Source organism: Streptomyces tatrensis, assembly GCF_049310065.1.
Taxonomy (GTDB): Bacteria; Actinomycetota; Actinomycetes; order Streptomycetales; family Streptomycetaceae; genus Streptomyces.
Genome location: NZ_JBMDLB010000011.1, coordinates 1,369,297 through 1,394,855, shown reverse-complemented (window position 1 = coordinate 1,394,855; position 25,559 = coordinate 1,369,297). Strand labels below are relative to the sequence as shown.

The 25,559-nt window shown below is 70.8% G+C and carries 25 protein-coding genes and 5 pseudogenes; 15 read left to right on the top strand and 15 right to left on the bottom strand.

Going from position 1 to position 25,559, the window contains the following annotated elements; translation table 11 throughout:
* Positions 1-376: 376 nt before the first annotated feature.
* Positions 377-1,018: pseudogene (locus tag ACODT5_RS21910) on the bottom strand (HAD-IC family P-type ATPase); the annotation flags it as partial.
* 613 nt (positions 1,019-1,631) lie between these two features.
* Between ACODT5_RS21910 and ACODT5_RS21905 the strand changes: the two are divergent.
* Positions 1,632-2,792, top strand: a complete 1,161-nt coding sequence (locus tag ACODT5_RS21905; protein ID WP_422521006.1) for a sulfite exporter TauE/SafE family protein — start codon at positions 1,632-1,634, stop codon at positions 2,790-2,792.
* Positions 2,792-3,073, top strand: a complete 282-nt coding sequence (locus ACODT5_RS21900; protein WP_422521005.1) for a heavy-metal-associated domain-containing protein — start codon at positions 2,792-2,794, stop codon at positions 3,071-3,073. Before ACODT5_RS21905 ends, ACODT5_RS21900 begins: the two co-directional genes overlap by 1 nt.
* A 77-nt stretch (positions 3,074-3,150) precedes the next feature.
* On the opposite strand, the gene ACODT5_RS21895 is transcribed toward ACODT5_RS21900, so the two are convergent.
* The gene (locus tag ACODT5_RS21895; RefSeq protein WP_422521004.1) at positions 3,151-3,342 is read right to left on the bottom strand and encodes a 2Fe-2S iron-sulfur cluster-binding protein; all 192 of its coding nucleotides are present in this window, start codon (positions 3,340-3,342) and stop codon (positions 3,151-3,153) included.
* Positions 3,343-3,498: 156 nt separating this feature from the next.
* Positions 3,499-4,033: pseudogene (locus ACODT5_RS21890) on the bottom strand (MFS transporter); the annotation flags it as partial.
* On the opposite strand from ACODT5_RS21890, the gene ACODT5_RS21885 reads away from it, so the two are divergent.
* Positions 4,034-4,408 carry an ArsR/SmtB family transcription factor gene (locus tag ACODT5_RS21885; RefSeq protein WP_422521003.1) on the top strand — a complete coding sequence of 125 codons (375 nt, stop codon included), beginning with the start codon at positions 4,034-4,036 and terminating at the stop codon, positions 4,406-4,408.
* Positions 4,405-4,899 (top strand): GNAT family N-acetyltransferase, encoded by a 495-nt coding sequence (locus ACODT5_RS21880; RefSeq protein ID WP_422521002.1) that lies wholly within the window; start codon positions 4,405-4,407, stop codon positions 4,897-4,899. Before ACODT5_RS21885 ends, ACODT5_RS21880 begins: the two co-directional genes overlap by 4 nt.
* Here the strand turns inward: ACODT5_RS21880 and ACODT5_RS21875 are convergent.
* Positions 4,892-5,440 (bottom strand): DinB family protein, encoded by a 549-nt coding sequence (locus ACODT5_RS21875; protein ID WP_422521001.1) that lies wholly within the window; start codon positions 5,438-5,440, stop codon positions 4,892-4,894. The two genes, ACODT5_RS21880 and ACODT5_RS21875, sit on opposite strands and share 8 nt — an antisense overlap.
* Before the next feature lie 90 nt (positions 5,441-5,530).
* Positions 5,531-6,514 (bottom strand): alkylmercury lyase family protein, encoded by a 984-nt coding sequence (locus tag ACODT5_RS21870; RefSeq protein WP_422521000.1) that lies wholly within the window; start codon positions 6,512-6,514, stop codon positions 5,531-5,533.
* Positions 6,515-6,597: 83 nt separating this feature from the next.
* Here ACODT5_RS21870 and ACODT5_RS21865 point away from each other — a divergent pair, with 83 nt between their 5' ends.
* Positions 6,598-6,996, top strand: coding sequence for a heavy metal-responsive transcriptional regulator (locus tag ACODT5_RS21865; protein ID WP_422520999.1), 399 nt, complete (start codon positions 6,598-6,600; stop codon positions 6,994-6,996).
* Positions 6,997-7,020: 24 nt separating this feature from the next.
* Here the strand turns inward: ACODT5_RS21865 and ACODT5_RS21860 are convergent, their stop codons facing one another.
* Positions 7,021-7,374, bottom strand: coding sequence for a TSUP family transporter (locus tag ACODT5_RS21860; RefSeq protein ID WP_422520998.1), 354 nt, complete (start codon positions 7,372-7,374; stop codon positions 7,021-7,023).
* Between ACODT5_RS21860 and ACODT5_RS21855 the strand changes: the two genes are divergently transcribed.
* Both ACODT5_RS21855 and ACODT5_RS21850 read left to right on the top strand, forming a co-directional pair.
* On the top strand, positions 7,355-7,549 hold the full coding sequence (locus ACODT5_RS21855) for a class I SAM-dependent methyltransferase (RefSeq protein WP_422520997.1): 195 nt from the start codon (positions 7,355-7,357) through the stop codon (positions 7,547-7,549). The genes ACODT5_RS21860 and ACODT5_RS21855 overlap by 20 nt on opposite strands.
* Positions 7,550-7,591: 42 nt before the next feature.
* The gene (locus ACODT5_RS21850; RefSeq protein WP_422520996.1) at positions 7,592-7,777 is read left to right on the top strand and encodes a hypothetical protein; all 186 of its coding nucleotides are present in this window, start codon (positions 7,592-7,594) and stop codon (positions 7,775-7,777) included.
* A 61-nt stretch (positions 7,778-7,838) separates the two neighbouring features.
* Here ACODT5_RS21850 and ACODT5_RS21845 read toward each other — a convergent pair whose 3' ends face one another.
* The gene (locus ACODT5_RS21845; RefSeq protein ID WP_422520995.1) at positions 7,839-10,061 is read right to left on the bottom strand and encodes a heavy metal translocating P-type ATPase; all 2,223 of its coding nucleotides are present in this window, start codon (positions 10,059-10,061) and stop codon (positions 7,839-7,841) included.
* Positions 10,062-10,081: 20 nt separating this feature from the next.
* The gene (locus tag ACODT5_RS21840) at positions 10,082-10,792 is read right to left on the bottom strand and encodes a tRNA-dependent cyclodipeptide synthase (protein ID WP_422520994.1); all 711 of its coding nucleotides are present in this window, start codon (positions 10,790-10,792) and stop codon (positions 10,082-10,084) included.
* A gap of 76 nt (positions 10,793-10,868) precedes the next feature.
* Here ACODT5_RS21840 and ACODT5_RS21835 point away from each other — a divergent pair, with 76 nt between their 5' ends.
* A complete protein-coding gene (locus tag ACODT5_RS21835) occupies positions 10,869-11,294 on the top strand; it encodes a heavy metal-responsive transcriptional regulator (RefSeq protein WP_422520993.1) in 426 nt (141 codons plus the stop codon).
* A 115-nt stretch (positions 11,295-11,409) separates the two neighbouring features.
* Here ACODT5_RS21835 and ACODT5_RS21830 read toward each other — a convergent pair whose 3' ends face one another.
* The gene (locus ACODT5_RS21830) at positions 11,410-12,597 is read right to left on the bottom strand and encodes a cysteine desulfurase family protein (protein WP_422520992.1); all 1,188 of its coding nucleotides are present in this window, start codon (positions 12,595-12,597) and stop codon (positions 11,410-11,412) included.
* A complete protein-coding gene (locus ACODT5_RS21825) occupies positions 12,594-13,268 on the bottom strand; it encodes an ArsR/SmtB family transcription factor (protein ID WP_422520991.1) in 675 nt (224 codons plus the stop codon). The genes ACODT5_RS21830 and ACODT5_RS21825 overlap by 4 nt, the downstream gene beginning before the upstream one ends.
* Before the next feature lie 115 nt (positions 13,269-13,383).
* On the opposite strand from ACODT5_RS21825, the gene ACODT5_RS21820 reads away from it, so the two are divergent.
* The 4 genes and pseudogenes from ACODT5_RS21820 (at position 13,384) to ACODT5_RS21805 (ending at position 19,574) form a co-directional block, all read left to right on the top strand.
* On the top strand, positions 13,384-14,748 hold the full coding sequence (locus ACODT5_RS21820) for an MBL fold metallo-hydrolase (protein WP_422520990.1): 1,365 nt from the start codon (positions 13,384-13,386) through the stop codon (positions 14,746-14,748).
* Positions 14,745-16,049 (top strand): MFS transporter, encoded by a 1,305-nt coding sequence (locus ACODT5_RS21815; protein WP_422520989.1) that lies wholly within the window; start codon positions 14,745-14,747, stop codon positions 16,047-16,049. The genes ACODT5_RS21820 and ACODT5_RS21815 overlap by 4 nt, the downstream gene beginning before the upstream one ends.
* Before the next feature lie 232 nt (positions 16,050-16,281).
* Positions 16,282-17,139, top strand: a pseudogene (locus ACODT5_RS21810) (HAD-IC family P-type ATPase); the annotation flags it as partial.
* A 320-nt stretch (positions 17,140-17,459) separates the two neighbouring features.
* The gene (locus tag ACODT5_RS21805; protein WP_422520988.1) at positions 17,460-19,574 is read left to right on the top strand and encodes a SpoIIE family protein phosphatase; all 2,115 of its coding nucleotides are present in this window, start codon (positions 17,460-17,462) and stop codon (positions 19,572-19,574) included.
* A 382-nt stretch (positions 19,575-19,956) separates the two neighbouring features.
* Here the strand turns inward: ACODT5_RS21805 and ACODT5_RS21800 are convergent, their stop codons facing one another.
* Positions 19,957-20,991 (bottom strand): amidinotransferase, encoded by a 1,035-nt coding sequence (locus ACODT5_RS21800; protein WP_422520987.1) that lies wholly within the window; start codon positions 20,989-20,991, stop codon positions 19,957-19,959.
* Positions 20,992-21,371: 380 nt separating this feature from the next.
* Between ACODT5_RS21800 and ACODT5_RS21795 the strand changes: the two genes are divergently transcribed.
* Positions 21,372-21,740 (top strand): VOC family protein, encoded by a 369-nt coding sequence (locus tag ACODT5_RS21795; protein WP_422520986.1) that lies wholly within the window; start codon positions 21,372-21,374, stop codon positions 21,738-21,740.
* A gap of 120 nt (positions 21,741-21,860) precedes the next feature.
* Here ACODT5_RS21795 and ACODT5_RS21790 read toward each other — a convergent pair whose 3' ends face one another.
* A complete protein-coding gene (locus ACODT5_RS21790; RefSeq protein ID WP_422524990.1) occupies positions 21,861-22,298 on the bottom strand; it encodes a hypothetical protein in 438 nt (145 codons plus the stop codon).
* Positions 22,299-22,334: 36 nt separating this feature from the next.
* Here ACODT5_RS21790 and ACODT5_RS21785 point away from each other — a divergent pair.
* Both ACODT5_RS21785 and ACODT5_RS21780 read left to right on the top strand, forming a co-directional pair.
* A pseudogene (locus ACODT5_RS21785) lies at positions 22,335-22,751 on the top strand (HAD-IC family P-type ATPase); the annotation flags it as partial.
* A gap of 62 nt (positions 22,752-22,813) precedes the next feature.
* Complete coding sequence (locus tag ACODT5_RS21780; protein ID WP_422518394.1) at positions 22,814-23,647, top strand: DUF2182 domain-containing protein; 834 nt, start codon at positions 22,814-22,816, stop codon at positions 23,645-23,647.
* 94 nt (positions 23,648-23,741) lie between these two features.
* Here ACODT5_RS21780 and ACODT5_RS21775 read toward each other — a convergent pair whose 3' ends face one another.
* From ACODT5_RS21775 to ACODT5_RS21765, 3 genes and pseudogenes are all read right to left on the bottom strand, one after another.
* Positions 23,742-24,362 (bottom strand): DUF1326 domain-containing protein, encoded by a 621-nt coding sequence (locus ACODT5_RS21775; protein WP_422518395.1) that lies wholly within the window; start codon positions 24,360-24,362, stop codon positions 23,742-23,744.
* 259 nt (positions 24,363-24,621) lie between these two features.
* On the bottom strand, positions 24,622-25,269 hold the full coding sequence (locus tag ACODT5_RS21770; protein WP_422520985.1) for a DUF305 domain-containing protein: 648 nt from the start codon (positions 25,267-25,269) through the stop codon (positions 24,622-24,624).
* 78 nt (positions 25,270-25,347) lie between these two features.
* A pseudogene (locus ACODT5_RS21765) lies at positions 25,348-25,506 on the bottom strand (DUF6153 family protein); the annotation flags it as partial.
* Positions 25,507-25,559 lie beyond the last annotated feature (53 nt).

The window sequence follows — 25,559 nt, the reverse complement described above, 5'->3', positions numbered from 1 at the left end:
CCTCGGCGTTCAGGCCGTGTGTGTAGAAGAAGCCCAGAAGGAGAAGGGCCAGCCCAAGCAGCCTCAGGAGACCCGCACTTGAGCGGGTTCGTGAAGCGGAAAAGTGCGACCGGGCTGTAATCACGTCGTGATCTTAGCGGTTCGTTCGTGGCATGGGAGACCGATATCTGGACAGTTCGTAAAAGAAACGGGGCTGATGTGTGACGGTTGGTTCTATCTACTATTCAACTTAGAACTTGAATGGTTGATTTTCTTGGCTCTCGCCATGGGAGTCGCTCCGTTCATGCCGTTGGCGCCAGGGGAGGGGAGGGGCTGCCGTGGCATGGGAAGGGGGGGCGGGCCCACCTGGCCCGCCCCCCTTGGGGATGCGGTGGATTCAGTCGGTGGCGGCGCGGAAGCCGCGCAGGCGGAGGCTGTTGGCGACGACGAAGACGGAGGAGAAGGCCATGGCCGCTCCGGCGATCATCGGGTTGAGCAGGCCGGCCGCCGCGAGCGGCAGGGCATCCACGTTGTAGGCGAAGGCCCAGAACAGGTTCGAGCGGATGGTACGGAGGGTCTTGCGGGAGAGGCGGATCGCGTCGGCCGCGGCCCGCAGGTCGCCCCGTACGAGCGTGAGGTCGCCGGCCTCGATCGCGGCGTCGGTGCCGGTGCCCATGGCCAGGCCCAGGTCGGCCTGAGCCAGGGCGGCGGCGTCGTTTACCCCGTCGCCGACCATGGCGACCGAACGGCCCTCTGCCTGCAGGCGCTTGACCAGGCTCACCTTGTCCTCGGGCATGACCTCGGCGATCACCTCGTCGATGCCCACTTCGCGTGCCACCGATTCCGCGACGGCCTTGTTGTCGCCGGTGAGCAGGATGGGGGTCAGGCCCAGGGCGCGCAGCCGTCGGATGGCCTCGGCGCTGGTGTCCTTGACGGCGTCCGCGACTTCGAGGACCGCGCGGGCCTCGCCGTCCCAGGCCACCGCGATCGCGGTACGACCAGCCGCCTCGGCCTCTGCCTTCGCCCGCTCCAGGCCGGCCCAGCAGCTACGACTGGCCGGAAGGCGAGTAGCGCGCCACGTCCAAGGTTCGTCGGGGCCGCCGTCGGGCATGGCCTAGCATGGCGCGCATGCCGCGACTCCTGCCCCCGTCGCTCCGGACATGGTCCGGAGCGCTGATGGTGTGCGCGCTGTTCGTGTGCCTGTCCGGACTGGCGCGTCCCGCGATGGCGATGCCGGGACCGATGGGCACGGCACACCAGGCCATGACCGCCGGGCACGCCGAGCAGGCGGAGGCTCCGGCTGTGGCTGGGATGCCGGATCAAGCTCCGGGCTGCCCGGTGGCCGAGGAGCAATGTGTGGCGCCGAAGGGCGTCCTACCGCAGGACGCTCAGGGGAGCCCGGCGCCCGCGGTCGCACTGGGCGTCATGGCCTGCGGCCCTGAGTTCGGGCCGGCGCAGCCGCATGCCCCGCCACCAGCGGTCGCCCCTCCTGATCTGCATCGGTTGTGCGTGTCACGGACGTGACGGTCGGCTGCTCGTGAGGCTCTCCCACTTGCCTCGCGGGACGCCGTGTTCCCTCATGTCCTCTTCGGCGCGCCCGGATTCCGTATCCGTGTGTGCGTGCCGTTGTCGCAGAACAGGAGTTACGACGCATGCCGTCGTCCGTCGCTTTGCTGATCACCGGTGCGAGCACCGGTCTGCTCGCCGGTGGTGCCTCGTGCGCCGCCGTTCAGGGGGGCCTGCTGGCCGGGGCTGTCACCCGCCGCCGCACCCCCGCCCACGTCCCCGCCGCCAAGAAGTCGTCCCCTAAGTCTTCCCGCCCCGCGCGCGCTTCGCGTCCCGTGAGCACGGCGAGTCCTGCGCGGGATGAGGCCAAGCCGCTGGCGCCGGTCGGGGCGTTCCTGGCCGGGAAGCTGGTCTCGCACACCCTGCTCGGCGTCCTGCTGGGCGTCTTCGGTGATGCGCTTCAGCCGAGCCCTCGTACCCAGGCGGTACTGCTGCTGGTGGCGGGGCTGCTCATGGTGCTGTTCGCGCTCGACCTCTTCGGGGTGAAGTGGGTGGGACGGTTGCTGCCGCACCCGCCGGCTTCGTTCGGCCGGCTGATGCGCCGAAGTGCGAAGACCGATTCGGTTGCCACGCCGGCACTGATCGGCTTCGCGACGGTGCTGGTGCCCTGCGGAGTGACCCTGTCGATGGAGCTGCTGGCCGTCACCTCCGGGTCTCCGGTGGCCGGCGCGGCGGTGATGGCGGGGTTCGTGGTCGGCACCGCCCCGCTGTTCGCCGTACTCGGCTACGTCTTCCGGCGCAGCACCCAGGCACTGTCGGGTCGGCTGGCTGTGCTGACGGGTGTGGTGGTGCTGAGCGTGGCTCTGTGGACGATGGGCTCCGCGCTGCAGGCGGGCGGCTGGGTGTCGTTCAACAGCCCCGGCAAGCAGTCGGTGGCGAGCGGGCCGTTCATCGTCGAGGGCGGTGACGGAAGCGGCGACGACAACGGCGGGACCGCGACCGCCGAGGACGCTCCGGTACGCATCGACGCTTCCGGGAAGCAGACCGTCATCCTGACCGTGACGGACTTCTACCTCCCCACGCAGTTCACCGCGAAGGCCGGCGTGCCCACCACACTTGTACTGCGGGGCAAGGACTCGGGCGGCTGCGCCCGTGCCTTCACCATCCCCGAGCTCGGCGTCCAGGAAATCGTCAAGCGGGACGGTGACACCGAGATCGACCTGGGCACCCGCAAGCCCGGAACCCTCCGCTTCTCCTGCGCCATGGGCATGCAGACCGGCGCCATCGAGTTCAAGAAGGACGCGTGATGAAGCTCTTCAGCCGTAAGAACAAGCCCGGGACCGAGGCCGAGGCCGTGGCAGCGAACGGCCAGCACGTGGTGCTCGTGGTCGAGGGCATGCACTGCGGCAGCTGCGGCCTGCTCATCGACGACGAGCTTGAGCAAGTCGCCGGAGTCCGCTCGGCGGCCACCGATGCGCGTACCGGACGGAGCGTCGTAGTCCTTGAGGACGGCGCCGAGGTCGACACCGCGGTGCTCATTGCGGCGGTGGAGGCGGCAGGCGACTACACGGCGCGCCTCGCAGACTGACGCGCGTACGCGAGCAGCCATGGCTGAAAGCCCGGCCGGGAGCAATACCCGGCCGGGCTTTCCGGCTTCGTGGCGTCTCAGAGGCCGAGCACGAGGGTGGGGGAGTGGGACCGGGAGACGCAAGGGTAGATGAGGTCGCGGCGGGTGCGGTCGGTGGTCGGTACGGTGTCGCGGTGATCGGGGGTGGCGTCCAGGACGCGCACCTCGCAGGCGCCGCAGAAGCCGGACTCGCAGCCGGCGGGGGTGTCGGGGACGGCCTGGCGGATCACATCGAGGAGGCTCCGGTCGGCAGGGACCGGCAGCACGCTTGCCGTGCGCCGGAGTTCGACCTGGAACTCTCGGGCAGCGGCGGGTGATTTCGCCGTCCGCGCGAAGCGTTCGACGCTGCATAAACGCCCTCTCGGGGGTTCGTCCGCCCATCCGCGCTATGAGTCGGGCGAAGTGTCCGACAGGTTGCGGCCCTCTCCGGAGGCCCCCAGGGCAAGGCAGGCGGCCGCGACGGATAGCGAGGCCAGAGCTGCGAAGAGGTGGGGGTAGCCGCCGAGTGGGCCCGCGAGGGCGGCGCCGGCCCAGGGAGCCAGTGCTGCGGCGATGTGGGCTGGTGCGCAGAGGAGGCCGGAAAGGCGGCCGTAGTGGGTGGTGCCCCAGCGGGTCGGTGACTGCGGTGGCCTGGAGGAGGGTGAGGTTGCCCCGTACGACTCCGGCCAGGACCGCGAGTACGACCAGCAGCGGAATAGGGCCCGGAATGAGAGCGAGCGTCGCCGTGCTCGCGCCGCCCAGGGCGATAAGGGTGGTCGTTCGGGCGGTGACCGAAGTGCGGACCGAGAGGCCGACGTAGAGGGTGCGGCCGAGGGTCTGCCCGGCACCGCCGAGTCCCAGGGCCCAGGCGGCCGTTGACGGGCTGGCGCCACGTTCCGTCAGGAGTGGGATCAGGCCCATGACGACCGCGTACATGGCGAAATGAAGGCATGTCCCCTTCGAAGGTGTTTGCCCTTGCTGGAGCCGGACGCCGTCGCGGCGTGCTGCCCGCCCCTGTCGGAGCGCCCGCTGACGGCCGAGGAGGCCGAGCGGACCGCGGTGATGTTCAAGGCTCTGGGCGATCCTGTGCGCCTGCGGCTGTTCTCCGCCGTCGCCTCGCGCGTGGGCGGAGAGGCGTGCGTGTACGACATCTCGGATGTGGGCGTCTCCCAGCAGACCGTGTCCCACCACCTGAAGAAGCTGAAGGACGCCGGCCTGCTCTCCTCCGAGCGGCGCGGCACCTGGGTCTACTACCGCGTGGAGCCCGCAGTGCTCACCGCCATGGGCGCCATCCTGACCCAGGCCGGCACCGGATGAGCCTGCGCATCGAGCCGCTGACCTGGGCACACGCGGACCAGGCCTTGGCGATCTACCAAGCCGGGATCGACGAGGGTAACGCCACCTTCGAGACCGAGGCCCCCACCTGGGCAGCTTTCGACACGGCAAAGCTGCCGGAGCACCGCTTCGCCGCGGTCGACCCCGACGGGAAGCTGCTCGGCTGGGTGGCCGCGTCGAGGGTATCCGACGGCTGCGCGTACGCGGGCGTGGTCGAGCCCTCCGTCTACGTCCACCCCGGCGCCCGGGGCCGCGGCGTCGCCCGCGCCCTGCTCGACGCGCTGACCGCCTCGACCGAGGCGGCGGGCATCTGGACGATCCAGTGCGGGATCTTCCCCGAGAACACTGCGAGCATGGCCCTGCACCAGCGGGCCGGCCTCCGCGTCATCGGCACCCGCGCCCGCATCGGCCGCCACCACGGCAGGTGGCGCGACGTCGTCCTGCTGGAGCGCCGCAGTCCGGAGATCAGCTGACCGTGCCCCCGCCGTCGAGGGTGAGCTGGCGGTGGTGGAAGTCGAAGTGCCGGGTCGGGTAGCGGTAGATGTCCGCGCGGGTCATGTAGTCCTTGAAGAAGGGGTCCCACCGGACGGGGTAGTGCATGCCGCGGGTGAGGTCAGCTTCTGACTCCGCCGCGAGATGGTGGAGCAGGGAGTCGGTGACCCGGTCGAATGCGTCGCCCATGCGACGCGACCCGTAAACCTTCACCGCGCCGCACGGACCCAGGTAGTTGACCAGGTCGAAGGGTGCGGTGCCCGCGTTCAGTGCCCGCGCGAACCCCTTGCCGACCTTCCGGGGGAGCGGCCCGAAGACCCGCACCAGGACGAGCAGCGCTCGGACGACCATGTAGCCGAAGAGCATGTGCCACAGCAGCTGTTCGTTGGTCCACTTGGTGTCGATGGAGGGCTTGGCGAGGTCGTCCCGCGATGCGGTGTCGAGGAGGCGGTGGAAGGTCTGGCGGGCGCGCTCGTAGTCGTCGTACACGGCCTGCCGGTCCATCGGGGTCGGATTCGCCATGGCCTGCCGGCTCTCGGTCGGGGTCCGGGGCTCCGCCCCGGGCTTTGATGATGCCCGCTCCAGGGCTGTCTCTCACCGGCGCCGGGCGCGTCAATCGTCCTGGAGGAGCGGGCCGAAGGTCTGCTCGGCGATCTGGACGGCCCGGTCTTGGCCGACGGCCTGGCCGTGCACCTCGGGGTGCTCTTGCCGCCACTGCTCGGCCGAGGCTCGTCCGGTGAAGAAGTTCAGCGTGTCGCAGCACACCGTGGCAGCAGGGCCCGCGCCCGTGCGGCGGCCGACGAACACGACGGCGTCCGCCGGCTCCCATCGTGCGGTGCCGCCGGTGAAGGTGATGGTGACCGGCTCGCCGTTGACCGGGTCCGAGGAGGAGATCCGTACGTCCTGGCCGCCGAGCATGGCGGAGATGCCCAGGGCGTCGACGGCGCACATCGACCACACCTCCACGCCTCCGGGCAGCCGCACGCGATGCCGGGTCCGGACTGCGGAGAACGGGTACGCTGCCCGGATCCGCCCCGCCTCGTCGAGGGCCAGGAAATCCTCCTGGTCCAGTTCGGCCAGTACGCCGGAGGCGGTGCGGCCGGCGAGGGCGGCGACGGCCTCCAGCACGGACGCCTCCGGTGCCGTGCCTGCGGTGGCGAAATGCCGCAGCACCGCCTGGTGGACGGCGCGCAGACCGTGCTCGTCCGGGGCTCGTCGGCCCCGGCCGGCCCGCCCGATCGGATCGAGCAAGTCCACCTCGCAGCACTCTTGGTCCCCAGCGGGTTCCCGGGCGAGAACCGCACCGGACAACACCTGGCGCAGGTCCTCCACGCTCGGCGCCCCGTCCACGCGGCCGCCCGCGTCCCGGTAGAGGCGGCAGGACAGGCTCGGCGCAGCACCGGCCACCGCGAACGGGTCGGCCCCGTCGAGGAGCACGGTCGGCGAGCCGGTCATGCCCCAGAGGGCGGCCTCGCCCTGCTCGCGTACTTCGACGACCTCCACCTCGGCGCTCCGGCCGCCGAGCGCGGTGGTGATCCGCCCCCGGACTACGGGCGCGTTCGGGCAGTCCGGCACCGTCAGGATGGTGATCCGCATTTCCGCTGTGCTCCCCGTTCGTGGCTTGTCGCCCGACGGTATACCTTCCAGTGCGCTGGAAGGTCAAGGCGTAGCGTGGAGGGATGCGCATCGGTGACCTCGCGGCGGCCGGCCACGTGACGGCCAAGACCATCCGCTTCTACGAGCAGGCCGGACTCCTGTCCGCCCCGCCCCGCACGGCGGCGGGGTACCGCGACTACGCGCCTGAGGCCGTGAACCGGCTGGCGTTCATCCGCGACGCACAGGGCGCCGGTCTCACCCTCGCCGAGATCCGCTCGGTCCTCGAACTGCGCGACAGCGGCAAGGCCCCGTGCGACCACGTCGCCCGGCTCATCAGCACGCACCTCGACCAGATCGAGCAGCGCATGGCGGAACTCCGCAAGACCCGCGCTCTGCTGACCGACCTGAGCCGCAGAGCAGCCGAGACGGATCCGGAGTCCTGCCCGGAAGGCGACATCTGCACCATCCTCCGGCAGCCCTGACCAGCGCGAGCGGTCAAACCGTGGTCAGTCGTGGCGGGCGACCTTGACCGCCGAGATCAGCAGGATGATCGCGAGTGCGGGGATGAGGATCAGGTCGGGGATCACGCCGAGCAGGGGTCCGCCGAGGAGCGCGCCGGCGATCGAGCCCGTGGCCATGAGTGCGGCGAAGTGCAGGTTGGCGCCGAGGACGGAGAAGCTGCCGTCGCGGCTGTACCGGGTGAACGCGACGAGCACGGTGGGGAGGGACACCAGCAGGGACAGGCTGCCCGCCAGCTTGATGTCGGCACCGTACAGCAGCACGATCGTGGGGATCAGCAGCTCTCCGCCCGCGACGCCCATGATCGCCGCGACCACGCCGATGCCGAATCCGGCGGCCACTGCGCCCACCACCTGGACCGAAGTCGGCAGCCGCGCCGACGCTCTCGGCCGGACCGCGGACCTGCGCGAAGGCGACGCCCAAGCCCTGCCGTTCCCCGACGTGTCCTTCGACACCGTGGTGTGCACCCTGTCGCTGTGCGCGATCCCGACGACCAGCGTGCCATCGCCGAGATGAGCGGAGTGCTCAAGCCCGGCTAGCTCCGCTCATGCCGTCCGTGTGCTCCAGCGGCTCGTCGAACTCGTCACCGTTCCGCTCGGCGGCGAGCCTCTGCTGCGCCGCCCTCTCCAGCATGTTCAGGCGGAAGAACTGGAGATCGAGCAGCTGGGCTGGTTCAAGCTCGGCATCGTGGAACGCCTCGCCGCCCGCAGGTCCATGGCTGGATCCACCGGAAGGACGAGCTGATGCGTACGCCGAAAGGGGCGGCCGGGACTTCTGTCCCGGCCGCCCCTCACCCGTATCCCGATCAGCGCAGCGGTGCGAAGCGGCGCAGCCGCAGGCTGTTGGAGACCACGAATACCGAGGAGAACGCCATCGCTCCGCCCGCGATCATCGGGTTGAGCAGGCCGAGCGCGGCCAGCGGCAGCGCGGCGACGTTGTAGGCGAAGGCCCAGAACAGGTTCGCCTTGATCGTACGCAGCGTGCGCCGGGCGAGCCGGATCGCGTCCGCCGCACCCCGCAGGTCGCCGCGTACCAGGGTGAGATCGGACGCCGCGATCGCCGCGTCTGTGCCCGTTCCCATGGCAAGGCCCAGGTCGGCCTGGGCGAGTGCGGCGGCGTCGTTGACGCCGTCGCCGACCATCGCCACCACCCGGCCCTGGCGCTGGAGGCGTTCGACCTCGGCGACCTTGTCCTCGGGGTGGACTTCGGCGATGACCGTCTCGATGCCGACCTCGGCCGCAACCGCGCGGGCCGCGGCGGTGTTGTCGCCGGTGAGGAGTATGGGGGTGAGCCCGAGCCGTTTGAGGTCGGCCACCGCTTCGGCGCTGGTGGGCTTGACGGTGTCGGCGACGACCAGGGCGCCGCGCACCGCGCCGTCCCAGGCGGCGAAGACGACCGTCCGTCCCTCGGCTTCGGCGGCATCCCGTGCGCGGCCGAGCTCTTGGCCCAGCACCTGGCCCTGCTCCTCCAGCCACGCCGCCCGCCCCGCGCGGACCGTACGGGCCTCGACCTGCCCGGCCACGCCCCGGCCCTGGGTGTTGGCGAAGCCGGTCACGGCGGGGAGCGGACCAAGCTGCTCGCGTGCGGCGTTCGCGATGGCGGCGGCGATCGGATGCTCGCTGGCGTCCTCCAGTCCACCGGCCAGCCGCAGCACCTCGTCCTTGTCCTCGCCCTCGGCCGGCACGACGGCGACGAGGCGCATCCTGCCCTCCGTGACGGTGCCGGTCTTGTCCAGGACGACGGTGTCGATCCGCCGGGTCGACTCCAGTACCTCGGGCCCGCGGATGAGCAGCCCGAGCTGGGCACCGCGCCCGGTGCCGACCATCAGGGCGGTGGGGGTGGCAAGACCGAGCGCGCAGGGGCAGGCGATGATCACCACGGCAATGGCCGCCGTGAGGGCGCTCGTCGCCGAGGAGCCGGTCAGTATCCACGCGCCGAACGTGCCTGCCGCGAGGGCGATGACGACCGGTACGAAGACCGCCGAGATCCGGTCCGCGAGCCGCTGCACCGCCGCCTTTCCGGTCTGCGCCCGCTCCACCAGCGCGGCGATCTGCGCCAGCTTGGTGTCCGCCCCGACCCGTGTCGCGCGTACGGTCAGGCGGCCGTGGCTGTTGACGGTGGCTCCCGTCACGGCCGAGCCGGGCTCGACCTCCACGGGCACGCTCTCCCCGGTGAGCAGGGACTCGTCCACCGCCGAGGCGCCTTGGACGACCTCCCCGTCCGTGGCGATCTTCTCCCCTGGCCGCACCAGGAACAGGTCCCCGGCCGCCAGCTCCTCGACGGGAATACGGACCTCGCGCCCGTCGCGCAGTACGGCCACATCCTTGGCGCCCAGGTCCATCAGCGCCCGGATCGCATCCCCGGCCCGCCGCTTGGCGCGGGCCTCGAAGAACCGTCCGGCCAGCAGGAACGCCGTCAGGACGACGGCGACCTCCAGATACAGGTGCTCCCCGCCCACGGCCAGAGTGGCAGCGCTCCACAGATACGCGGCTAGTACGCCCAGCGACACCAAGGTGTCCATGGTCGCCGAACCGTGCCGCAAATTGAGTGCCGCCACCCGGTGGAACGGCCACGCGCCCCATGCCACCACCGGCGTCGTCAGTACCAGCGCGACCCACTCCCAGCCCGCGAAGTGCAGTGCGGAGATCATCGATAGGACCACCACGGGCAGTCCGAGCAATGCCGAGCCGATCAGGCGGCGCCGCAGCCCGGCGACGTGGGCCTGCTCCGCGTCGCCGGCCCCGGTCTCATTCGTCTCCGCCCCGGCCCCCGTCCTCGCCGCCGCACCGGCTCCGGTCGGCTGGGCGCCGTACCCGATGGCCTGGACGGCGGCGACCAGCTCGGGCACCTCGACGGACGGGTCCTCGCAGGTGACGTGCGCGGTCGCGGTCGCCAGGTTCACGGTGGCGCTCACGCCGGGCAGTTTGGCCAGCTTGCGTTCGACCCGGGCCACGCACGAGGCGCAGGTCATTCCGGTGATGGCCAGCTCGATGGAGCGAGCCCTGTCGGTGGGTGTCGTGGTGGCCATGGTGTTGGTGCCTTCCTTGTTCATTCTCTGCCTGCCGGCGTGACGACGGCGAAACCCTGGCCGGGTGCGGGCCGCCAGCTCAGCTCGCCCGCGTACAGGCGGCGTACTACGTCGGGCGGCTGGTGGTAGCAGAAGACCGACGCCTCGGCGCCGACGACGGCCGGGGTGTCGATGAACAGCGGCAGCTCGGCCAGGAAGTAGCGCACCGCGCTCTCGATCTGCTCCTCGTCATGCCGCCGGCCCTCCGGCAGCTTCCCGTCCATCACCCACGTGGTGGCCTCGTGGCACGCGTCGCGAAAGCCCGCGTCCTCGGAGTACCGCTGCAGCCCTTCTTCGTGGAGCTGGACGAAGGCCGGGTTGTCCGCCAGCTCGGCCCAGCCCAGCACCCGCGCCCCGGGGTCGGCCACCCCGAGCGAATCCAGCGCTGTGGTGATCCTGTTACGGGTGTACCGGCCCTGCCTGCGCGCCTTCCACGCCGCCTTCTCCGGTTCGTAACCGAGCGCCTCGAAGGTGAAGGCGCTCGGTGCGTCCGGCACGAAGAAGTCCACCCGCTCGAACCGGGCGAGCCCCCACGCGGCCAGCTGACGGATCCGTGCCGTGGAGAAGTAGCTGTTGAACGGGCTGATGCCGATGCATGCGTGCTCCGCCCGCTCGACCACCGCGGCGCACCCACCGCTTAGCGGAGTCACCGCCAGGGGGCCCGTACAGCCGCCGCCTTGATCTGTGTCCATGCCCCGACGCTAAAACCTTGCCCTTAGGGCAAGGTCAAGCGCAGACTGGGACCCCTCACATGAACGGAGCCGCCCCATGCTCACCGTCGGCCGCATCGCAGCCCGGACCGGGCTGTCCCCCAAAGCCGTACGCCTCTACGAGGCAAACGGTCTCATCGACGCGCCCGAACGCACCGACGCCGGCTACCGCACCTACACCGACGACACCGTGCCCGTCCTCGGCTTCATCCGGCAGGCTCAGGCCCTCGGCCTCAGCCTGAAGGAGATCAAGGACGTCCTCGACCTCCAGCGTCGCGGAGAGCAGCCCTGCGCGCTCGTCACGGGCCTCCTCGACAAGCACCTCGCCGACATCGACCGGCGTATCTCTGACCTCGAATCCCTGCGTACGACGCTTCAGCACGCCCGCACGCAGGCAGACCAGGCTGTCGGCCGCGGAGACGAGGCCCTGGTATGCCACATCATCGAGGGCTCCGCCCCGGCGACGGAGCCCGGAGAGCGCTGAACCCGGCTAACGCGGCTGCCTCCACGCGCGCCGAGGTCCGCCCGAAGCCTGCCCAGGGAGGACTCCCTGGTCCCCCTGCGTGTCTCCTCGTGGGTCACGGGTGTCCTGCCTTCGTTCATTGGGGTGTGGGTTGCTCGTGCTGCGCGGTGGTGCAGGTGGCGGTCAGTGACTTGACCGCCTGATTGATGTCGGTGGTCGTGGTCCAGCGTCCCAGGGAGAGGCGCAGGGCGGACAGTCCTCGGTCGGCGTCGAGGCCCATGGCACCCAGGACAGGTGAGGGCCGGTAGTCGCCGCTGTGGCAGGCCGAGCCGGTGGAGGCCGCGATGTCCGGAGTGGCGGCGAGGAGTTCGTGGCCGCGGGTGCCGTCGATGCTGATGTTGAGGGTGTTGGGCAGGCGGTCGCGGGTGGGGCCGTTGAGGTGGACGCGGCCGGGCAGGGCTTGGTCGAGGCGGGTATGGAGGTCGTCGCGGAGTGCTGTGATGCGGTGGTGGGCGCCGTCGGCGAGGTCCTCGGCGGCGAGGTGGGCGGCGTATCCAAGTGCGGCGGCGAGCGCGACATTCTCGGTGCCGGCGCGCAGGCCGCCCTCTTGGCCGCCGCCGTACACGAGCGGCTCGAGCGAGATCCCCTCGCGGACGTACAGGGCGGCGATGCCCTTGGGCGCGTACATCTTGTGCCCGACGACGGTGAGAAGGTCCACGCACAGGGCCCCGACGTCCAGAGGGATCTTGCCAGCGGCCTGGGCGGCGTCGCAGTGGAAGAGCGCGCCGTGTTCGCGCGTGATGCGGGCCAGTTCGGCGATGGGCTGGAGGGCTCCGGTCTCGTTGTTCGCGGCCATGACCGAGACGAGCACGGTGTGCGGGGTGAGTGCGGCCGTCAGGTCCGCTGGATCGACGAGGCCGTGGTGGTCGACTGGCAGATAGGTCACCTGGGCGCCGTGCAGGCGTTGAAGGGCGCGGCAGGTTTCCAGTACGGCGGGGTGTTCGGTGACCTGAGTGATGACATGTGGATGGTCGGATTCGGCGGCGAGGACGGTGCCGCGGAGGGCGAGGTTGTCGGCCTCCGAGCCGGAGCCGGTGAACACGATCTCCACGGGGTGGGCGCCCAGGAGCGCGGCGACCTGCTCGCGGGCGTGGGCGAGGGCCTGCTTGGGCTCGGTCGCGTACGCGTGGCCGCTGGAGGGGTTGCCGAACCAGTGCGTCAGGTACGGCTGGATCGCCTCGGCGACCCGGGGGTCGACGGGCGTGGTGGCGTTGTAGTCCAGGTAGACCGGGCCGCCGTCGAGCCCGGCAGGAACGGGGATCATGCGGGGGCTCCGATGGCTACGGGCAGCTCTGCGAGGCGCCATTCCAGCATTCCGTCGGTGAGCCGGATCGCCTTGAGGCCGCGCTCCTGCAGCAGGCGGACCGCCTCGTAGGCCAGGACGCAGTAGGCGCCGCGACAGTACGCGACCACCTCCATGTCCTCGGGGAGCTCGGCGATGCGGTCGGCGAGCTGGTCGACCGGGATGGACAGGGCGCCGGGGACATGGCCCGCGGCGTACTCCTCGGCCGGGCGCACATCCAGGACGACGACCTCGCCCGCCTCGGCGCGTGCCATCAGTTCCGCCCGTCCGACCTCTTCGGCGGGGGCGTTGCCGCTGCCGAGGTAGGCGGTGCGGGCCGTCTCGACGCCGGCCTGGTGGCGCTGGGCGACCTGACGCAGCAGTGCGTAGAGGGCGGCGACATCGTCTCCGGCGAGACGGTAGTGGATACGTACCCCCTCGCGGCGGGTGGAGACGAGGCCGGACTGCTTGAGGGTCTGAAGGTGGGCCGAGGCGGTGGTCAGGTTCAGGCCGGCCGCCTTGGCCAGTGTGTCGACGGTGCGCTCGCCCTGGGCGAGCAGGTCGAGCAGTTCCAGACGCTTGCCGCTGGCCAGGGCCTTGCCGGTGGTGGCGAAGGCGTCGTACAGCTTCGCCTTGCCCGCGGGGTCTCCCATTCCATCCTCCAAAGTTCTACGGAATATTGTAAGAGTAAGGGGGGGGTGCTGTCATCCCGTCCCGTTCGGCACCGCTGTCGCGCGCTGCCGCTGCTGCTCCGATAGGAAGAAGACCATGGGCTTCGCCGACGACTACCTGATACCCCTGGTCGACGAGGGGCTGGGCAACAGCGCCTACCTCGTCGACCTCGGTGACGGCCGCGCTCTGGCCGTCGATGCCAGCCGTGATCTGCGTACCCTGCGGGCTGCGGCCGGTCGGCGCGGGCTGACGGTCGCGTTTGCCGCCGACACCCACCTGCACGCCGACTTCCTCTCCGGCGCCGTCCAACTCGCGGCGGACGATCACGCCACGGTGCTGGCCTCCGCCGCCGGGATGCGGGCCTTCGGCCACCGCGCCATGGGGGACGGCGACGAGATCGATCTCGGCGGGCTGACCCTGCGGGCACTGGCTACCCCCGGCCACACCGACGAGCACCTGTCCTTCCTGCTCCGGGATGGCGCGGCGGAGCTCGGGGTGTTCACCGGCGGATCGCTGATCGTCGGTTCCGCAGCCCGGACCGACCTCCTCGGCGCCGACCGCGCAGAGGAGCTGGCCCGCGCCCAGTACCGCTCCCTCAAGCGCCTGACCGAGCTGCCCGATGGGGTGGCGGTCTGGCCCACACACGGCGCCGGCTCCTTCTGCTCCGGCCCGCCCGGCGCCGAGCGCACCACCAGCATCGGCGCCCAGAAACGGGCCAACCCGCTGCTCGCGGCACCCGACGAAGACACCTTCGTGGCCCGGCTGCTGGGCAGTCTCGGCTCCTACCCGGCCTACTTCGAGCGGCTGGGCGAGGTCAACCGGCGTGGCCCCGCAGTGCTCGCCGAATCACCCGTACTCGCCGCTCTCGATGTGCCGCAGGTGCGCGCCCTGCTCGGCGAGGGCGGGCAGGTCGTCGACGTACGCCCGGTGGCCGACTTCGCCGCCGGCCACATCCCCGGCGCCGTCTCGATCCCGCTGCGGGACCAGTTCGCCACCTGGCTGGGCTGGCTCCTGCCCCAGGACGCCCAACTCGTCTTCGTCACCGCCCCGGGCCAGGACCACGCCGAACTCACCTGGCAGGCATTGAAGATCGGTTACGAGTGCCTCGCCGGCCGCCTCGGCGGCGGCATGGCCGCCTGGACCGCCGAAGGCGGCGACACGCAGACCATCGCCCTCGTCACCGCCGACAAGGTCGCCGACCGTCCGGTCCTGGACGTCCGCCAGAGCGCCGAACACGCGGCCGGCCACATCCCCGGCGCCCTCAGCATCGAACTCGGATACCTCGCCGCACAGGCCGACCAGGTCCCGGACGGCGCCGTGGTGGCGTGCGGACACGGTGAGCGCGCCATGACGGCCGCCAGCGTCCTGCAGCGCGCCGGCCACACCAACCTGTCCGTTCTCAACGGCGGCCCCGCCGACTGGGCGGCCGCCTACGACCGTCCGCTGGAGTCGGGCCGGTGAAGATCACCCCGCCCGCCCCCCACGTCGCCGGCGCCGCACCGGTACGGCTGGGACTGCGGGAGAACCGGCTCCAGTTCACGCTCCTGGTCGTCGTCACCGCGTGCGTCGGCGCCCTGGTCGGCCTGGAGCGGACCACGGTCCCGCTGATCGGCACCGAAGTCTTCGGCCTCACCAGCGACCTGGCCGTGTTCTCCTTCATCATCGCCTTCGGCGTCACCAAGGCTCTGACCAACCTCGCTGCCGGCGCACTGACGGCACGCTTCCGCCGCAAGCAGCTTCTGATCGCGGGCTGGCTGATCGGCATCCTGGTGCCCTTCGCTCTGGCCTGGGCACCGGGCTGGGGCTGGATCGTCGCCGCGAACGTCCTGCTCGGCGCCAACCAGGGCCTGACCTGGTCGATGACCGTCAACATGAAGATCGACCTGGTCGGCCCCGGCCGCCGGGGTCTTGCCACCGGCCTGAACGAGGCCGCCGGGTACGTCGCCGTCGGCGTCACCGCCCTGGCCACCGGATACCTCGCCACCGCCTACGGATTGCGCCCCGCTCCAGAGCTGATCGGCGTCGTCTTCGTCGCCGCCGGGCTCACCCTGTCCCTCCTCGCACGCGACACCGCCGGCCACGTGGCCCTCGAACTCGCCCAACACCCCGCCCCCGCACCCGCGGTCGGTACGCCCGGTCTGGCCGCCACCTTCGCCCGGACCTCCTGGACCGACCGCAGTATGCGCGGTGCCAGCCAGGCCGGACTCGTCAACAACCTCAACGACGGCCTGACCTGGGGCGTCTTCCCCCTGCTCTTCACCGACCACGGCCTCGGGATCGCCGCCGTCGGACTGATCAAGGGCCTCTACCCCCTGCTGTGGGGCATCGGCCAGATCCCCACCGGACACCTCGCCGACCGCATCGGCCGCAAACCCCTCATCGTCACCGGCATGTTCGTGCAGTCAGCCGGATTCGTCCTCTCCCTCGCACTCCTGGACCGGCCCCTGCTGGCCGGCATCCTCTCCGCGATCGCTCTCGGACTGGGCACCGCCATGGTCTACCCCGCCTTGATCGCCTGTGTGAGCGACCACGCCCACCCCACCTGGCGTGCCAACGCACTCGGCACCTACCGCTTCTGGCGTGACATCGGCTATGCAGTCGGAGCCCTCCTCGCCGGAATCCTCGCCGACCTCGCCGGACTCAACGCCACCGTCATCGCCGCCGCCGTCCTCACCGCGGGCTCCGGAATCCTCGCCGCCCACTGGATCACCGAACGCCGCCCGACCGAAGGCGCCCCGGCCCCGGCGGGCAGAGCCGGCTGAATGCCCGGGCGCGGGCAGGCCCGGCCCTTGCCTGGCGTGCCGGTCGCCACTGGCCGCCCCCTGACCGGCGGGTTCGTACGCGATCCGCACCCCGTTCGCGACCACCGGACTTCGTGCGGGCGCCCTTCGTGCACGGGCCTCTCGATCCATGGTCTCGTGAATCCATGTTTCTCTGGACTGTTGTACGGTGCTCACAGCCACCCCCGACATCGAGGTGCTGGCCCGCTTCGGCCGCGCACTCGCCGACCCCATCCGCTGCCGCGTCCTGCTCGCCCTGCGCCAGGCGCCGGCATACCCCTCCGACCTCGCCGACGCGATCGGGATCTCCCGCACCAGGCTGTCCAACCACCAGGATACGATCGCGGTCGGCGCCCCCGCCCGCCTGCTGGAGGGCGCTTCGGACACGGACACGGCCTCGGCCCGCGCCGCGCTGACGGTGGGCGAACTGGACGCCGGCGGCCGTACCGCGGTCCTGGTACGACGCGACGGCAACCCGGTCGGGATACTGGGCCCCGCCGACGGGCTGCGCCCCGAGGCGGCCGCCACGGTCGCCGCCCTCACCAGGCTGACCGGCCGTACGCCGATTCTCGTCACCGGGGACAACCCGCGCGCCGCCGCCCGCCTGGCCGCTGAGGTCGGCATCGCCCGGCACGACGTCCACGCCGGCCTGCTGCCGCAGGACAAGGTCGAGGCGGTGCGCCGCCTGGAGGCGCGAGGTCGCAAGGTGCTGGTCGTCGGAGACGGCGTCAACGACGCCCCCGCACTGGCCGCCGCCCACACCGGCATCGCCATGGGACGCGCCGGCTCCGACCTCGCTCTGGAAACCGCCGACGCCGTCATCGTCCGCGACGAACTGGCCACCGTCCCCACCGTCGTCGCCCTCTCTCGCGCCGCGCGCCGCCTGGTCGTGCAGAACCTGGTCATCGCCGCGGTCTTCATCTCCGGCCTGGTCGTCTGGGACCTGGCGGGCGACCTGCCCCTGCCGCTCGGCGTCCTCGGCCACGAGGGCTCCACGGTCATCGTCGGCCTCAACGGCCTGCGCTTGCTGCGCGACGCGGCCTGGAACCGCGCCGCCGGAGACGTGCGGTGAGCCGCCGCAAGAAAGCCATCCCCACGCCGGCGCCGGCCCGGCCCACCGTCACCGTCTGCCGCGGCTGCTGCGGCACCCTCGCCAAAGTCCCGCGCCTGGACCATGAAGGCCAGCTCACCTCGGAGCGGTGGGGGCCGGCCTTGACGGCCGCGTCTGCGGTGTGGGTCGCGCGCTGTTGCCTGTCGCTGGCTCCTCCCGGTGGCTGTCGCTGCCGCCCGGGTGGGGCGGGGGGAGGATGGGAGGGCGGCCGACACGGGTGAGGGAAAGGACTGGATTGTCGGCTCCAAGGCTCCGCGGGAGTGGGTGAAGGAGGTCCGGTCATGGTCGCGTCCGAGGTGTTCCGGGCCGGGTCCGGACCGGTGGGGGTGGTTCCGTCCGAGCCCGGCGGTCTGCTGGATGTGCTGAGTGTGGCCGCGGTGGTGCTGGACGCCGAGGGGCGGATCACCTTGTGGAGCCCTCAGGCCCAGGTTCTGTTCGGCTGGTCCGCCAAGGAGGCGCTGGGCAGGTACGCGGCCGAGCTGCTGGTCGCCGACGAGTACGTCGGCCTGGTCCTCGAGCTGTTCGCCAAGGTCATGGCCGGTGGCGGTGCCTGGGCCGGGGTGTTCCCCGTGCGGCACAAGGACGGCTCCACGAGGCTGGTGGAGTTCCGCAACATGCGGCTGCTGGACGAGTGCGGAGGCGTGTACGCTCTAGGGCTCGCCTGCGACGAGGCCGTACTGCGTGGCGTGGAGCGCGACCTGGCGCTATCGGTGCGGCTGGTGGCGCAGTCCCCGCTCGGGCTCGCTGTACTGGACACCGACCTGCGCTACGTCCTGGTCAACCCGACGCTGGAACGGATCAACGGCCTGCCCGCCGAGATGCATCTTGGCCGTACCGTCCGTGAGGCGCTGCCGTTCCTGGACACCGACGTGATCGAAGCCTCCATGCGTCAGGTCCTGGAGACCGGCGCACCGCTGCTGGACCAGTTTGCCATCGGGCGCACCCCCGCCGATCCGGACCACGACCACGCCTGGTCGGGCTCGTACTACCGGCTGGAAGACCCCGGCGGGCGGGTGATCGGTGTCGCCCTGTCGGTGGTGGACGTCACTGAAAGTCACCGCGCGGCCATAGAGGCAGCCGAGGCCCGCAGGCGCTTGGACCTCATTGCCCGGGCGTCGGTGACCGTCGGGACCACCCTGGACCTGGAGCGCACGGCCCGCGAACTCGCCGACCTCGTCGTGGCCGACCTGGCCGACGTCGCCTCCGTCGACGTCCTCGACTCGGTCCTGGAAGACGGAGTGACCACGGCGCCCGGCCCCGTGTCAGGCCAGGCTCTCTTCAGGGCCCTGGCGGTAGCGGCGGCCTACGAGACGGACGCCGTCCACGCTGCCGATCCGGTGGGGGAGCGCACCACCTATCCCGTCGAGCGCCTGGTCACGCGCTGTGTGAGCACCGGTCGTCCCGTCCTGGTGGCGCATGTGACCCGCCCCGATCTGGCGCACATCGCGCGCGACGAGGCGGCCGCGGACCTCCTCGCCCAGGAGGGTGTGCACTCCTACCTGGCCGTGCCGCTGACCGCCCGCGGGCAAGTCCTCGGGGTGCTCGGCCTCCTGCGCGCCCGCAACCCGCTCCCCTTCAGCCAGGACGACGTTGCTCTGGCCGGCGAGTTGGCCGTCCGCGCCGCGATCGCCATCGACAACGCCCGCTGGTACCAGCACGCGACCGACACCGCCCTCACTCTCCAGCGCCACCTTCTGCCGCACCCTCCGCCCCAGGTCGCCGGCCTGCAGATCGCCTACCGCTACCAGCCGGCTTCGGTGGCCAGCGGGATCGGCGGCGACTGGTTCGACGCGATTCCCCAGGCCCAGGACAAGACCACCCTGGTTGTCGGCGACGTCATGGGACACGGTGTCCAGGCCGCCGCCACCATGGGACAACTGCGCACGGCTACCCGCACGCTTGCCGATCTCGGCCTCGCCCCGGCCCGAGTCCTGCGCCACCTCGACCACATCACCGCTGGACTGGACCAGACCATCGCGACCTGCGTATATGCCGCCTGGGATCCGTACCGCTCCCACTGCCGCCTCGCCCTCGCCGGCCACCCGCCTCCCGTCCTCATACGGTCAGGACGGGTCCCCGAGTTGCTCGATCTTCCCGCCGGTGTGCCGCTCGGCGCAGGCGGCCTCGGAGGCTCCCCCTTCCAGACCACTGTCCTCGACCTGCTCCCCGGAGACCGGCTGATCCTGTACACGGATGGCCTCGTCGAAACCCGCGACGAGGCTCTGGACGACCGCCTGGACCTCCTCCTCAGCCTCCTCAGCGATCCGGGCCTCCCCCCAGAGGCGACCTGCGATCGGCTCCTGACCGCGCTGCGTCACCCTGAAGCCGCCGACGACGTCGCCCTCGTCATCGCCCACGTGCGACCCACCCGCCCGCAGATGGGGCGAGCGCATTGACGGGTTCGTCGCGGCGAGCCGTCCCCGGTCACGCCGGGCTGGGCTGGACTGATCAGGTGTGCAGACGGCTGTTGGGGCCGTCCTGGTCGCTGGCGTGCTCGTCGTTGAACCAGTAATCACCGGCGGCCAGGTACCGGAAGGAATGCGTGCTCTTGCTCGGCAGCTCGGCAGCTCGGCAGCTCGGCAGCTCGGCAGCTCGACCGTGACGGCCCGCTTCCCGTCCTTGCGGGGCCGCAGGTTGTGGGCACCGGGCTGCCAGTCGTTGAAGTCGCCCACCACGCTGACCGGGCCGGGGGCAGGACGAAGGTGACCTTCGTGTGGTCCTTGCGCAGCGTGCGCTCCAGCATGAGACGGGCTCCTGACAACAGGCGGGGGCTCTCGTCTATCCGGCCGGCATTGGTGCGTGGCGGATTCTGCGCAGGTCGAGCGTGGCACAGTGGAAGGATCCTCCCAATGCCTGGACATGACGGAAGGGAAGAGGCAGCGGCGTCAGACCCAGTGAGACGAGGAGCGCCCGGAGCTTTTCGTCGCCTGCTTCGACGACAACGTACTCGTGGCCAATGACCAGCAGGTTCATGGTCACCCAGGGGCTGGTCATGTAAAGCGGTGGGCTGTGACGTGGTTCGGGCGTGGGTGCGGGCAGGAGTTCCCAGCCTTCCAGTGGAGTGCCGACGAGGTGGACGGGATCGATCCGCTCGGGGTTGTACAGGGCCAGGCCTTCACCCAAAGGACACAGGGTGGCATCGATGTGCATGGCGTGCGGGTCATCGGGCTGCAGTAGATGGACACGGGTTCCGGAACCGAGCTGGTGGCGCAGGTGGTCAACGCCTGAGCGGTTGGTGACGTGGCTGAGCTGACCGACGATCGTCCCAGGGCCCAAGCGCAGGAAGTCGGCGGCGTCCCACGCGGGACGACCCTCGCCGATCACCCGGCGCCCGGAGTACGAGGGCCCGCTGGCGAGGGGGTCGACGCAGAGATCCACGGCCGACGGCAGCCAGTGGCCACCCGACTGGCGCAGCCGCTGCAGGAGCGGCCAGTAGGCGAGCAGCTCGTGACGGCGGGTGCGCCATGCCATCGGCGCTTCGATCACCCGGTTGCCCATGACGAGCAGGACATCCCGGGGCATGGCCGCGCAGTAACCGTCGAGTCCTGCCCACGGCACCCGACGGGGGCGGTGCACGACGCAGCCCACGCCTTCCAGCAGTTCCGCAAGGCCCTGAAGTTCCCGCTCGGCAGCCTCGACAATCCAGGGCGGGAAAGGGTGGCCCGGGCGGAACTCCCCCCAATGCTCCCGAGGCATCGTCGCCTCGATCATGCGCTGGTCCTCTGCCGGGAACATCGCCCCGTAGGCGGTGCCGACCACCACCTCGCGCAACGGACTCCACTCGTCGCAGGCATCCACCACGATCATCTTCATCGCTCTCCTGGCGGCCACGCCGGACCGTCCGGATGGCGTCGTCCGATCTCGCTGCCGCCCGGCCCGGCGAGCACCCCGACATCATCGACGAGTGGACGTCAACCGGGCGAGTGCCGCCACACCAGTCCACCCGAATCAGGGACGCTGTTTTCGGCCAGCCGCTCATTGCCCATCCGTGAGACAGCCGCGGGAATATCCACTGAAGCTCCGCCATCTTGAAGTGGCTGGTCAGCGGGGTGGCGTGACCTCGTTTCGGGGTACTCGTGCTGGTCGTGGGCGGCAGTCTGTGTTGTAGATCGTCCGGCGGGGTGGTTTTGCCGATGAGTTCACCGTCCTCGAACGGTCTACCCAGCGACACGACCGTTCTCGACAGGAGTGCCATGTCCACCATCCAGCCAGTGATCGTGACTGCCGACCAGGACGTTCTGCTCGGCTTCTATACGAAATTGTTCGGCGCTGAGGAGATCTTCCGGGTACCGGCGGAAGGCCCGGCCTTCTACCTCGGCTTGCGCATCGGCGACACCGACCTCGGGCTGGTGGCCAAGGAGAACCCGGGGAACGGGGCGGCACCGCGGATCCTGCTCAGCATCGGTGTCGACGACGTCGACGAGACGCTCGGCCGGGTGGAGGCGCTGGGCGGCTCGGTCCGCAGCGGCCCCAACGACATGCCGTGGGGACAGCGCGTCGCCCACATCTACGATCCCGACGGCAACCCGGTGAACCTCACTCAGCCGATCCCTGCCCGGTGACGCTGTTCCGGGGGCATGTGCTGATCGTGGGCCACCTGCGGTAAAGATCAATTGTCGGTAGTGGCCTCGATGTTCGTCAGGACGAGCAGCGCGCGAAACAGGTGGGTGGCGCGGGCGGGGTCAGTTCCCGTCGGGTCGTTTGTGCAGCCAGCCGCGGTTGGCCAGCTTCGTGAGCTTCCCGCGCAGTGGCTCCAGCTTGCCCCGTACCCCGGTGTCCAAGCCCAGCATCTCGCCGATCTGCCGGGTGGAGACCGGGCCGGAGGCCTGCCGCACCGCGGTCAGGATGCGCTGGTACTCCGCTGGCAGTGCGGACTCAGCCACCCCCGGCCCACGGTCCGGGACCAGCCGTACCGCCCGACCTGCCACCTGGACCACCGGCGACCCGGCCTCCGTGCGCTCGTCGGTGAGCTGCTCGCTCATCCGCTGCCACACCCGCTCGGCCACGGCCAGCTCATCGCGCTCAGCTCGTACCTCCGACAGCTGCTTGACCAGCTGCTCTTCGAGTCCGTCCAGCTCCGCACGCCGCGCGGCGATCCGCTCCAACACCTCGGGATCCATGATGGGCCGGAGCGTAGGAGCGGCACCCGCGACGGCCGGGTCATCGCGGAGGTCCACCCCGAGGACAAGGTCGCCGAGATCCGGCGGCTTCAGGAGCAGGGCCGCGTGGTGGCGATGGTCGGCGACGGCGTCAACGACGCGGCCGCGCTCGCCCAGGCCGACCTCGGTCTGGCCATGGGCACCGGCACCGATGCCGCGATCGCCGCATCCGACCTGACGCTCGTACGGGGTGACCTGCGGGCCGCCGGTGACGCCATCAGGCTCGCGCGCCGCACCCTCCGTACGATCAAGGCCAACCTGTTCTGGGCGTTCGCCTACAACGTGGCCGCCCTGCCGCTGGCCGCCCTGGGCATGCTCAACCCGATGATCGCCGGCGCAGCCATGGCCTCCTCGTCCGTCTTCGTCGTCACCAACAGCCTGCGGCTACGCCGCTTCCAGCCGCTGCATCGCTGACCCGCGGGTTCTGTGCTGAGCTGGAGATGTCCTCGGGCAACGGCGCCCCTGGGAGGCCCGCCATGCCGCACGTCCACCTCGACGCACCCGCGCCGACCCGGCCCGGAGTCCTTCTGCCCCGGCGGGATCTGGCGGTCGGCTGGACGCTGATGGTGCTGATCGCGGTACTCGCGTGGGTGCTCACGATCGGGCAAGCCCAACACATGGGAATGGAGCCCGGCACCATGGGACTGGCGCTGCCGCTCTTCCTGCTGCTGTGGGTGGTCATGATGGCGGCGATGATGCTGCCGTCGGTGGCCCCGGTCGCCATCACCTGGGTACGGGGCATCAGCCGCCGCTCGACAGGCCCGGCACGCGCACTGCACATCGCCGAATTCGTCAGCGGCTATCTGCTGGCCTGGACCGGGTTCGGGCTGCTCGCGTACGGAGCCCTGGCGTTGACCGGACACCTGGTGGACGGCAACCCGGACGCCGGCCGCTGGATCGGGGCGGGGGCCTTCCTCCTCGCCGGGCTGCATCAGTTCGGGCCGCTGAAGCGGGTCTGCCTGCGGCATTGCCGCAATCCGATGTTCCAGCTGCTGCGGTACTCGCGGTTCCGGCCGTGGGCGAAGGATCTGCGGGTCGGCGCGCACCACGGTCTGTACTGCGTCGGCTGCTGCTGGGGGCTGATGGCCGTCCTGATCCCGCTCGGCTTCATGAACGTGGCCGCGATGGCGGCCGTGGCCGCGGTGATCTTCCTGGAGAAGCTGTGGCGGCGGGGCCCCTGGCTCACCTGGGCCGTCGGGATCGCCTTCCTTGTCCTGGCGGCTCTCGCTCCCTTCCAGGGCTGGCTGCTGCCGGGCCTTCAGGACGCGCCGCCGATGGAGGAGATGAACCAGATGAGCGGCCCGCTCTGAGCGGAAGCCTCGTCGCCGCCCGCCAAGCTCCACCTGCGCGGGAGGAGACATGTACCGTCCTCCTCCCGTGTTCGACGTACGGGCCGACTGCGCGCTACCGCCCTACGGGCGCGCCCTCGGGCTGCTCGCTGGAGAACGTGTAGTCGGACTGCTCTCCGTACGCAGGCTCGAAGGTCAGGCCGAAGGCAGTCGAAGTGCCGGTCGTGCGCCCCAGGGTGAACTCGGGGGAGAACCCGAACATCGCGTTCTTCATCGTCGTAGGCCCACCATCGGGACCGCGAAGAGGCTCGAATGCCAGCTCGGTCCTCCCAGCGACGCTGAGCCGGGGCTTCTCCCCGTCCGTCAGGGAGACACTCGCCCTCTCCACACCGAGGTACTCGCCGTAGAACTGCGACAGTTCACCGAACGCACCGCCTTCGCGCCCGGACACAATGCGCTCGAGTGCATCGACTTGCTCGTCGCTGGCACCCTCGTCGACGACGACGCCGACCTTCCAGTTGCCGGCCGTCAGGTTGGAGGGGAAGTGGTTGTAGAAGGCGAAGGTCACCCCGGACAGGTCAACGTCGTCCAACCGCCCGTCCGCCACATGGAACGCGGCGCACCCGAGGCATTCCTCGCGTCCTTGCGGGTCGTGCGGCTTCGCGTCGACGGCGCATCCGCAGACCATCGCGCATGAGCAACCAGCCAGGTAGTTGCCCGAGATACTCCACGTCATGACTGCTCCCGATCGCTGGAGGGGTTCCGCCGTCCGACGGTGCGGACGACGCCGGCGTCGAGAGCGGCGGGCGGGGAACGCGCGGACCCCTCGGCGGGCACGCTGCAGGCCATGGAGCCGACGCTAACCCCGGCAGCGGCGGCATACCTCACCCCGCTGCCCAGGCCAGAGGTTCTGTCCAGCGCGATGGCAGCATGCATCTCCGACTCGCACCTGCGGACGCTGTTCCGGCCCGAGGAGCCAGCCCTTCCCTTCAAGGCTAGGCGTACCCGCCACGGGTGTACAGATCGTCCCAGCCTCGGCGTCCTCGACTTTGCCCATCGCAGGAGGAGGGGGAGAATTGAGGAGATGACCCGCGCCGCCGAGCGCCGGCTGTGATGTCCGGCGGGGGCTTGCCGACCACGTGTTCCCTGCCCGGCGCGGGCCGTGTGGAGGCGATGAGATGTCCGGTGTCGAACGCCTTGCCGGAGGAGGATTCCAGCTGCTTCATCTCCTCGGCCGTCATCATCCCGGACATGTCGTGCCCGCCGTGGCCCTCGCCCTCGGCCGGTACCTGCTCGCCCCAGGAGGCCAGCCAGCCGGAGAGGGTCTTGACCTCCGGGTCTTGGGCCTTCTTGATCTCGTCGGCGAGCTTCTTCACCTCGGGGGACCCGGCGCGGGTCGCGGCGAGATCGGCCATCTCGATGGCCTGACGGTGGTGGGGGATCATCCCCTGGGCGAACGTGACGTCGGCCGCGTTGTGGTCGCCCTGCTGTGCCGGGGCGGAGGCGGACGGTGAGGCGGTGTTGTGGCCGTTGCGGACCGCGCCGCTGTCGCCGTTGCCGCCGCAGGCGGCGAGGACGAGCGCGGCTGTGGCGGCCGCGGCCACGGCGGTGGCGCGGCGAATGAGGGAACACTTGGTGGTCATGGTGGAACTCCTGCGATGAGGGCACGCGCGCAGACGGGCGTGCCGGGGTAAGGGCTGGTCCGAGAGGTCAGAGCCGCCCTATATGCGCAGAAGTTGCAGTTCACTCAGTGACGGTGGGGCGCGTCCGCCGGCGGCACCCTTGAAGTCGATCCCGGAAGCGAGGGCCGGGACGGCCGAGGTGACACCAGGGCCGGTGGCCGGGGAGGGCAGTACCGGGGTGCTCGCGGTACCCGCGGCGGCGCAGGTCGGCGGTGACCCTGGTCTGGAAGATGATCGTGCTCAGCCTGCCG

What these genes read in the sequence shown, in the direction of transcription:
- ACODT5_RS21870 (WP_422521000.1), bottom strand. Translation starts at nt 6,514, where the DNA reads ATGCGGATCACCATCCTGACGGTGCCGGACTGCCCGAACGCGCCCGTA.
- ACODT5_RS21875 (WP_422521001.1), bottom strand. Translation starts at nt 5,440, where the DNA reads ATGGCGAATCCGACCCCGATGGACCGGCAGGCCGTGTACGACGACTAC.
- ACODT5_RS21880 (WP_422521002.1), top strand. Translation starts at nt 4,405, where the DNA reads ATGAGCCTGCGCATCGAGCCGCTGACCTGGGCACACGCGGACCAGGCC.
- ACODT5_RS21820 (WP_422520990.1), top strand. Translation starts at nt 13,384, where the DNA reads ATGGGCTTCGCCGACGACTACCTGATACCCCTGGTCGACGAGGGGCTG.
- ACODT5_RS21830 (WP_422520992.1), bottom strand. Translation starts at nt 12,597, where the DNA reads ATGATCCCCGTTCCTGCCGGGCTCGACGGCGGCCCGGTCTACCTGGAC.
- ACODT5_RS21900 (WP_422521005.1), top strand. Translation starts at nt 2,792, where the DNA reads ATGAAGCTCTTCAGCCGTAAGAACAAGCCCGGGACCGAGGCCGAGGCC.
- ACODT5_RS21885 (WP_422521003.1), top strand. Translation starts at nt 4,034, where the DNA reads ATGAAGGCATGTCCCCTTCGAAGGTGTTTGCCCTTGCTGGAGCCGGAC.
- ACODT5_RS21780 (WP_422518394.1), top strand. Translation starts at nt 22,814, where the DNA reads ATGCCGCACGTCCACCTCGACGCACCCGCGCCGACCCGGCCCGGAGTC.
- ACODT5_RS21905 (WP_422521006.1), top strand. Translation starts at nt 1,632, where the DNA reads ATGCCGTCGTCCGTCGCTTTGCTGATCACCGGTGCGAGCACCGGTCTG.
- ACODT5_RS21825 (WP_422520991.1), bottom strand. Translation starts at nt 13,268, where the DNA reads ATGGGAGACCCCGCGGGCAAGGCGAAGCTGTACGACGCCTTCGCCACC.
- ACODT5_RS21840 (WP_422520994.1), bottom strand. Translation starts at nt 10,792, where the DNA reads ATGGACACAGATCAAGGCGGCGGCTGTACGGGCCCCCTGGCGGTGACT.
- ACODT5_RS21790 (WP_422524990.1), bottom strand. Translation starts at nt 22,298, where the DNA reads ATGGATCCCGAGGTGTTGGAGCGGATCGCCGCGCGGCGTGCGGAGCTG.
- ACODT5_RS21795 (WP_422520986.1), top strand. Translation starts at nt 21,372, where the DNA reads ATGTCCACCATCCAGCCAGTGATCGTGACTGCCGACCAGGACGTTCTG.
- ACODT5_RS21775 (WP_422518395.1), bottom strand. Translation starts at nt 24,362, where the DNA reads ATGACGTGGAGTATCTCGGGCAACTACCTGGCTGGTTGCTCATGCGCG.
- ACODT5_RS21800 (WP_422520987.1), bottom strand. Translation starts at nt 20,991, where the DNA reads ATGAAGATGATCGTGGTGGATGCCTGCGACGAGTGGAGTCCGTTGCGC.
- ACODT5_RS21770 (WP_422520985.1), bottom strand. Translation starts at nt 25,269, where the DNA reads ATGACCACCAAGTGTTCCCTCATTCGCCGCGCCACCGCCGTGGCCGCG.
- ACODT5_RS21845 (WP_422520995.1), bottom strand. Translation starts at nt 10,061, where the DNA reads ATGGCCACCACGACACCCACCGACAGGGCTCGCTCCATCGAGCTGGCC.
- ACODT5_RS21855 (WP_422520997.1), top strand. Translation starts at nt 7,355, where the DNA reads ATGCCGAATCCGGCGGCCACTGCGCCCACCACCTGGACCGAAGTCGGC.
- ACODT5_RS21805 (WP_422520988.1), top strand. Translation starts at nt 17,460, where the DNA reads ATGGTCGCGTCCGAGGTGTTCCGGGCCGGGTCCGGACCGGTGGGGGTG.
- ACODT5_RS21865 (WP_422520999.1), top strand. Translation starts at nt 6,598, where the DNA reads ATGCGCATCGGTGACCTCGCGGCGGCCGGCCACGTGACGGCCAAGACC.
- ACODT5_RS21835 (WP_422520993.1), top strand. Translation starts at nt 10,869, where the DNA reads ATGCTCACCGTCGGCCGCATCGCAGCCCGGACCGGGCTGTCCCCCAAA.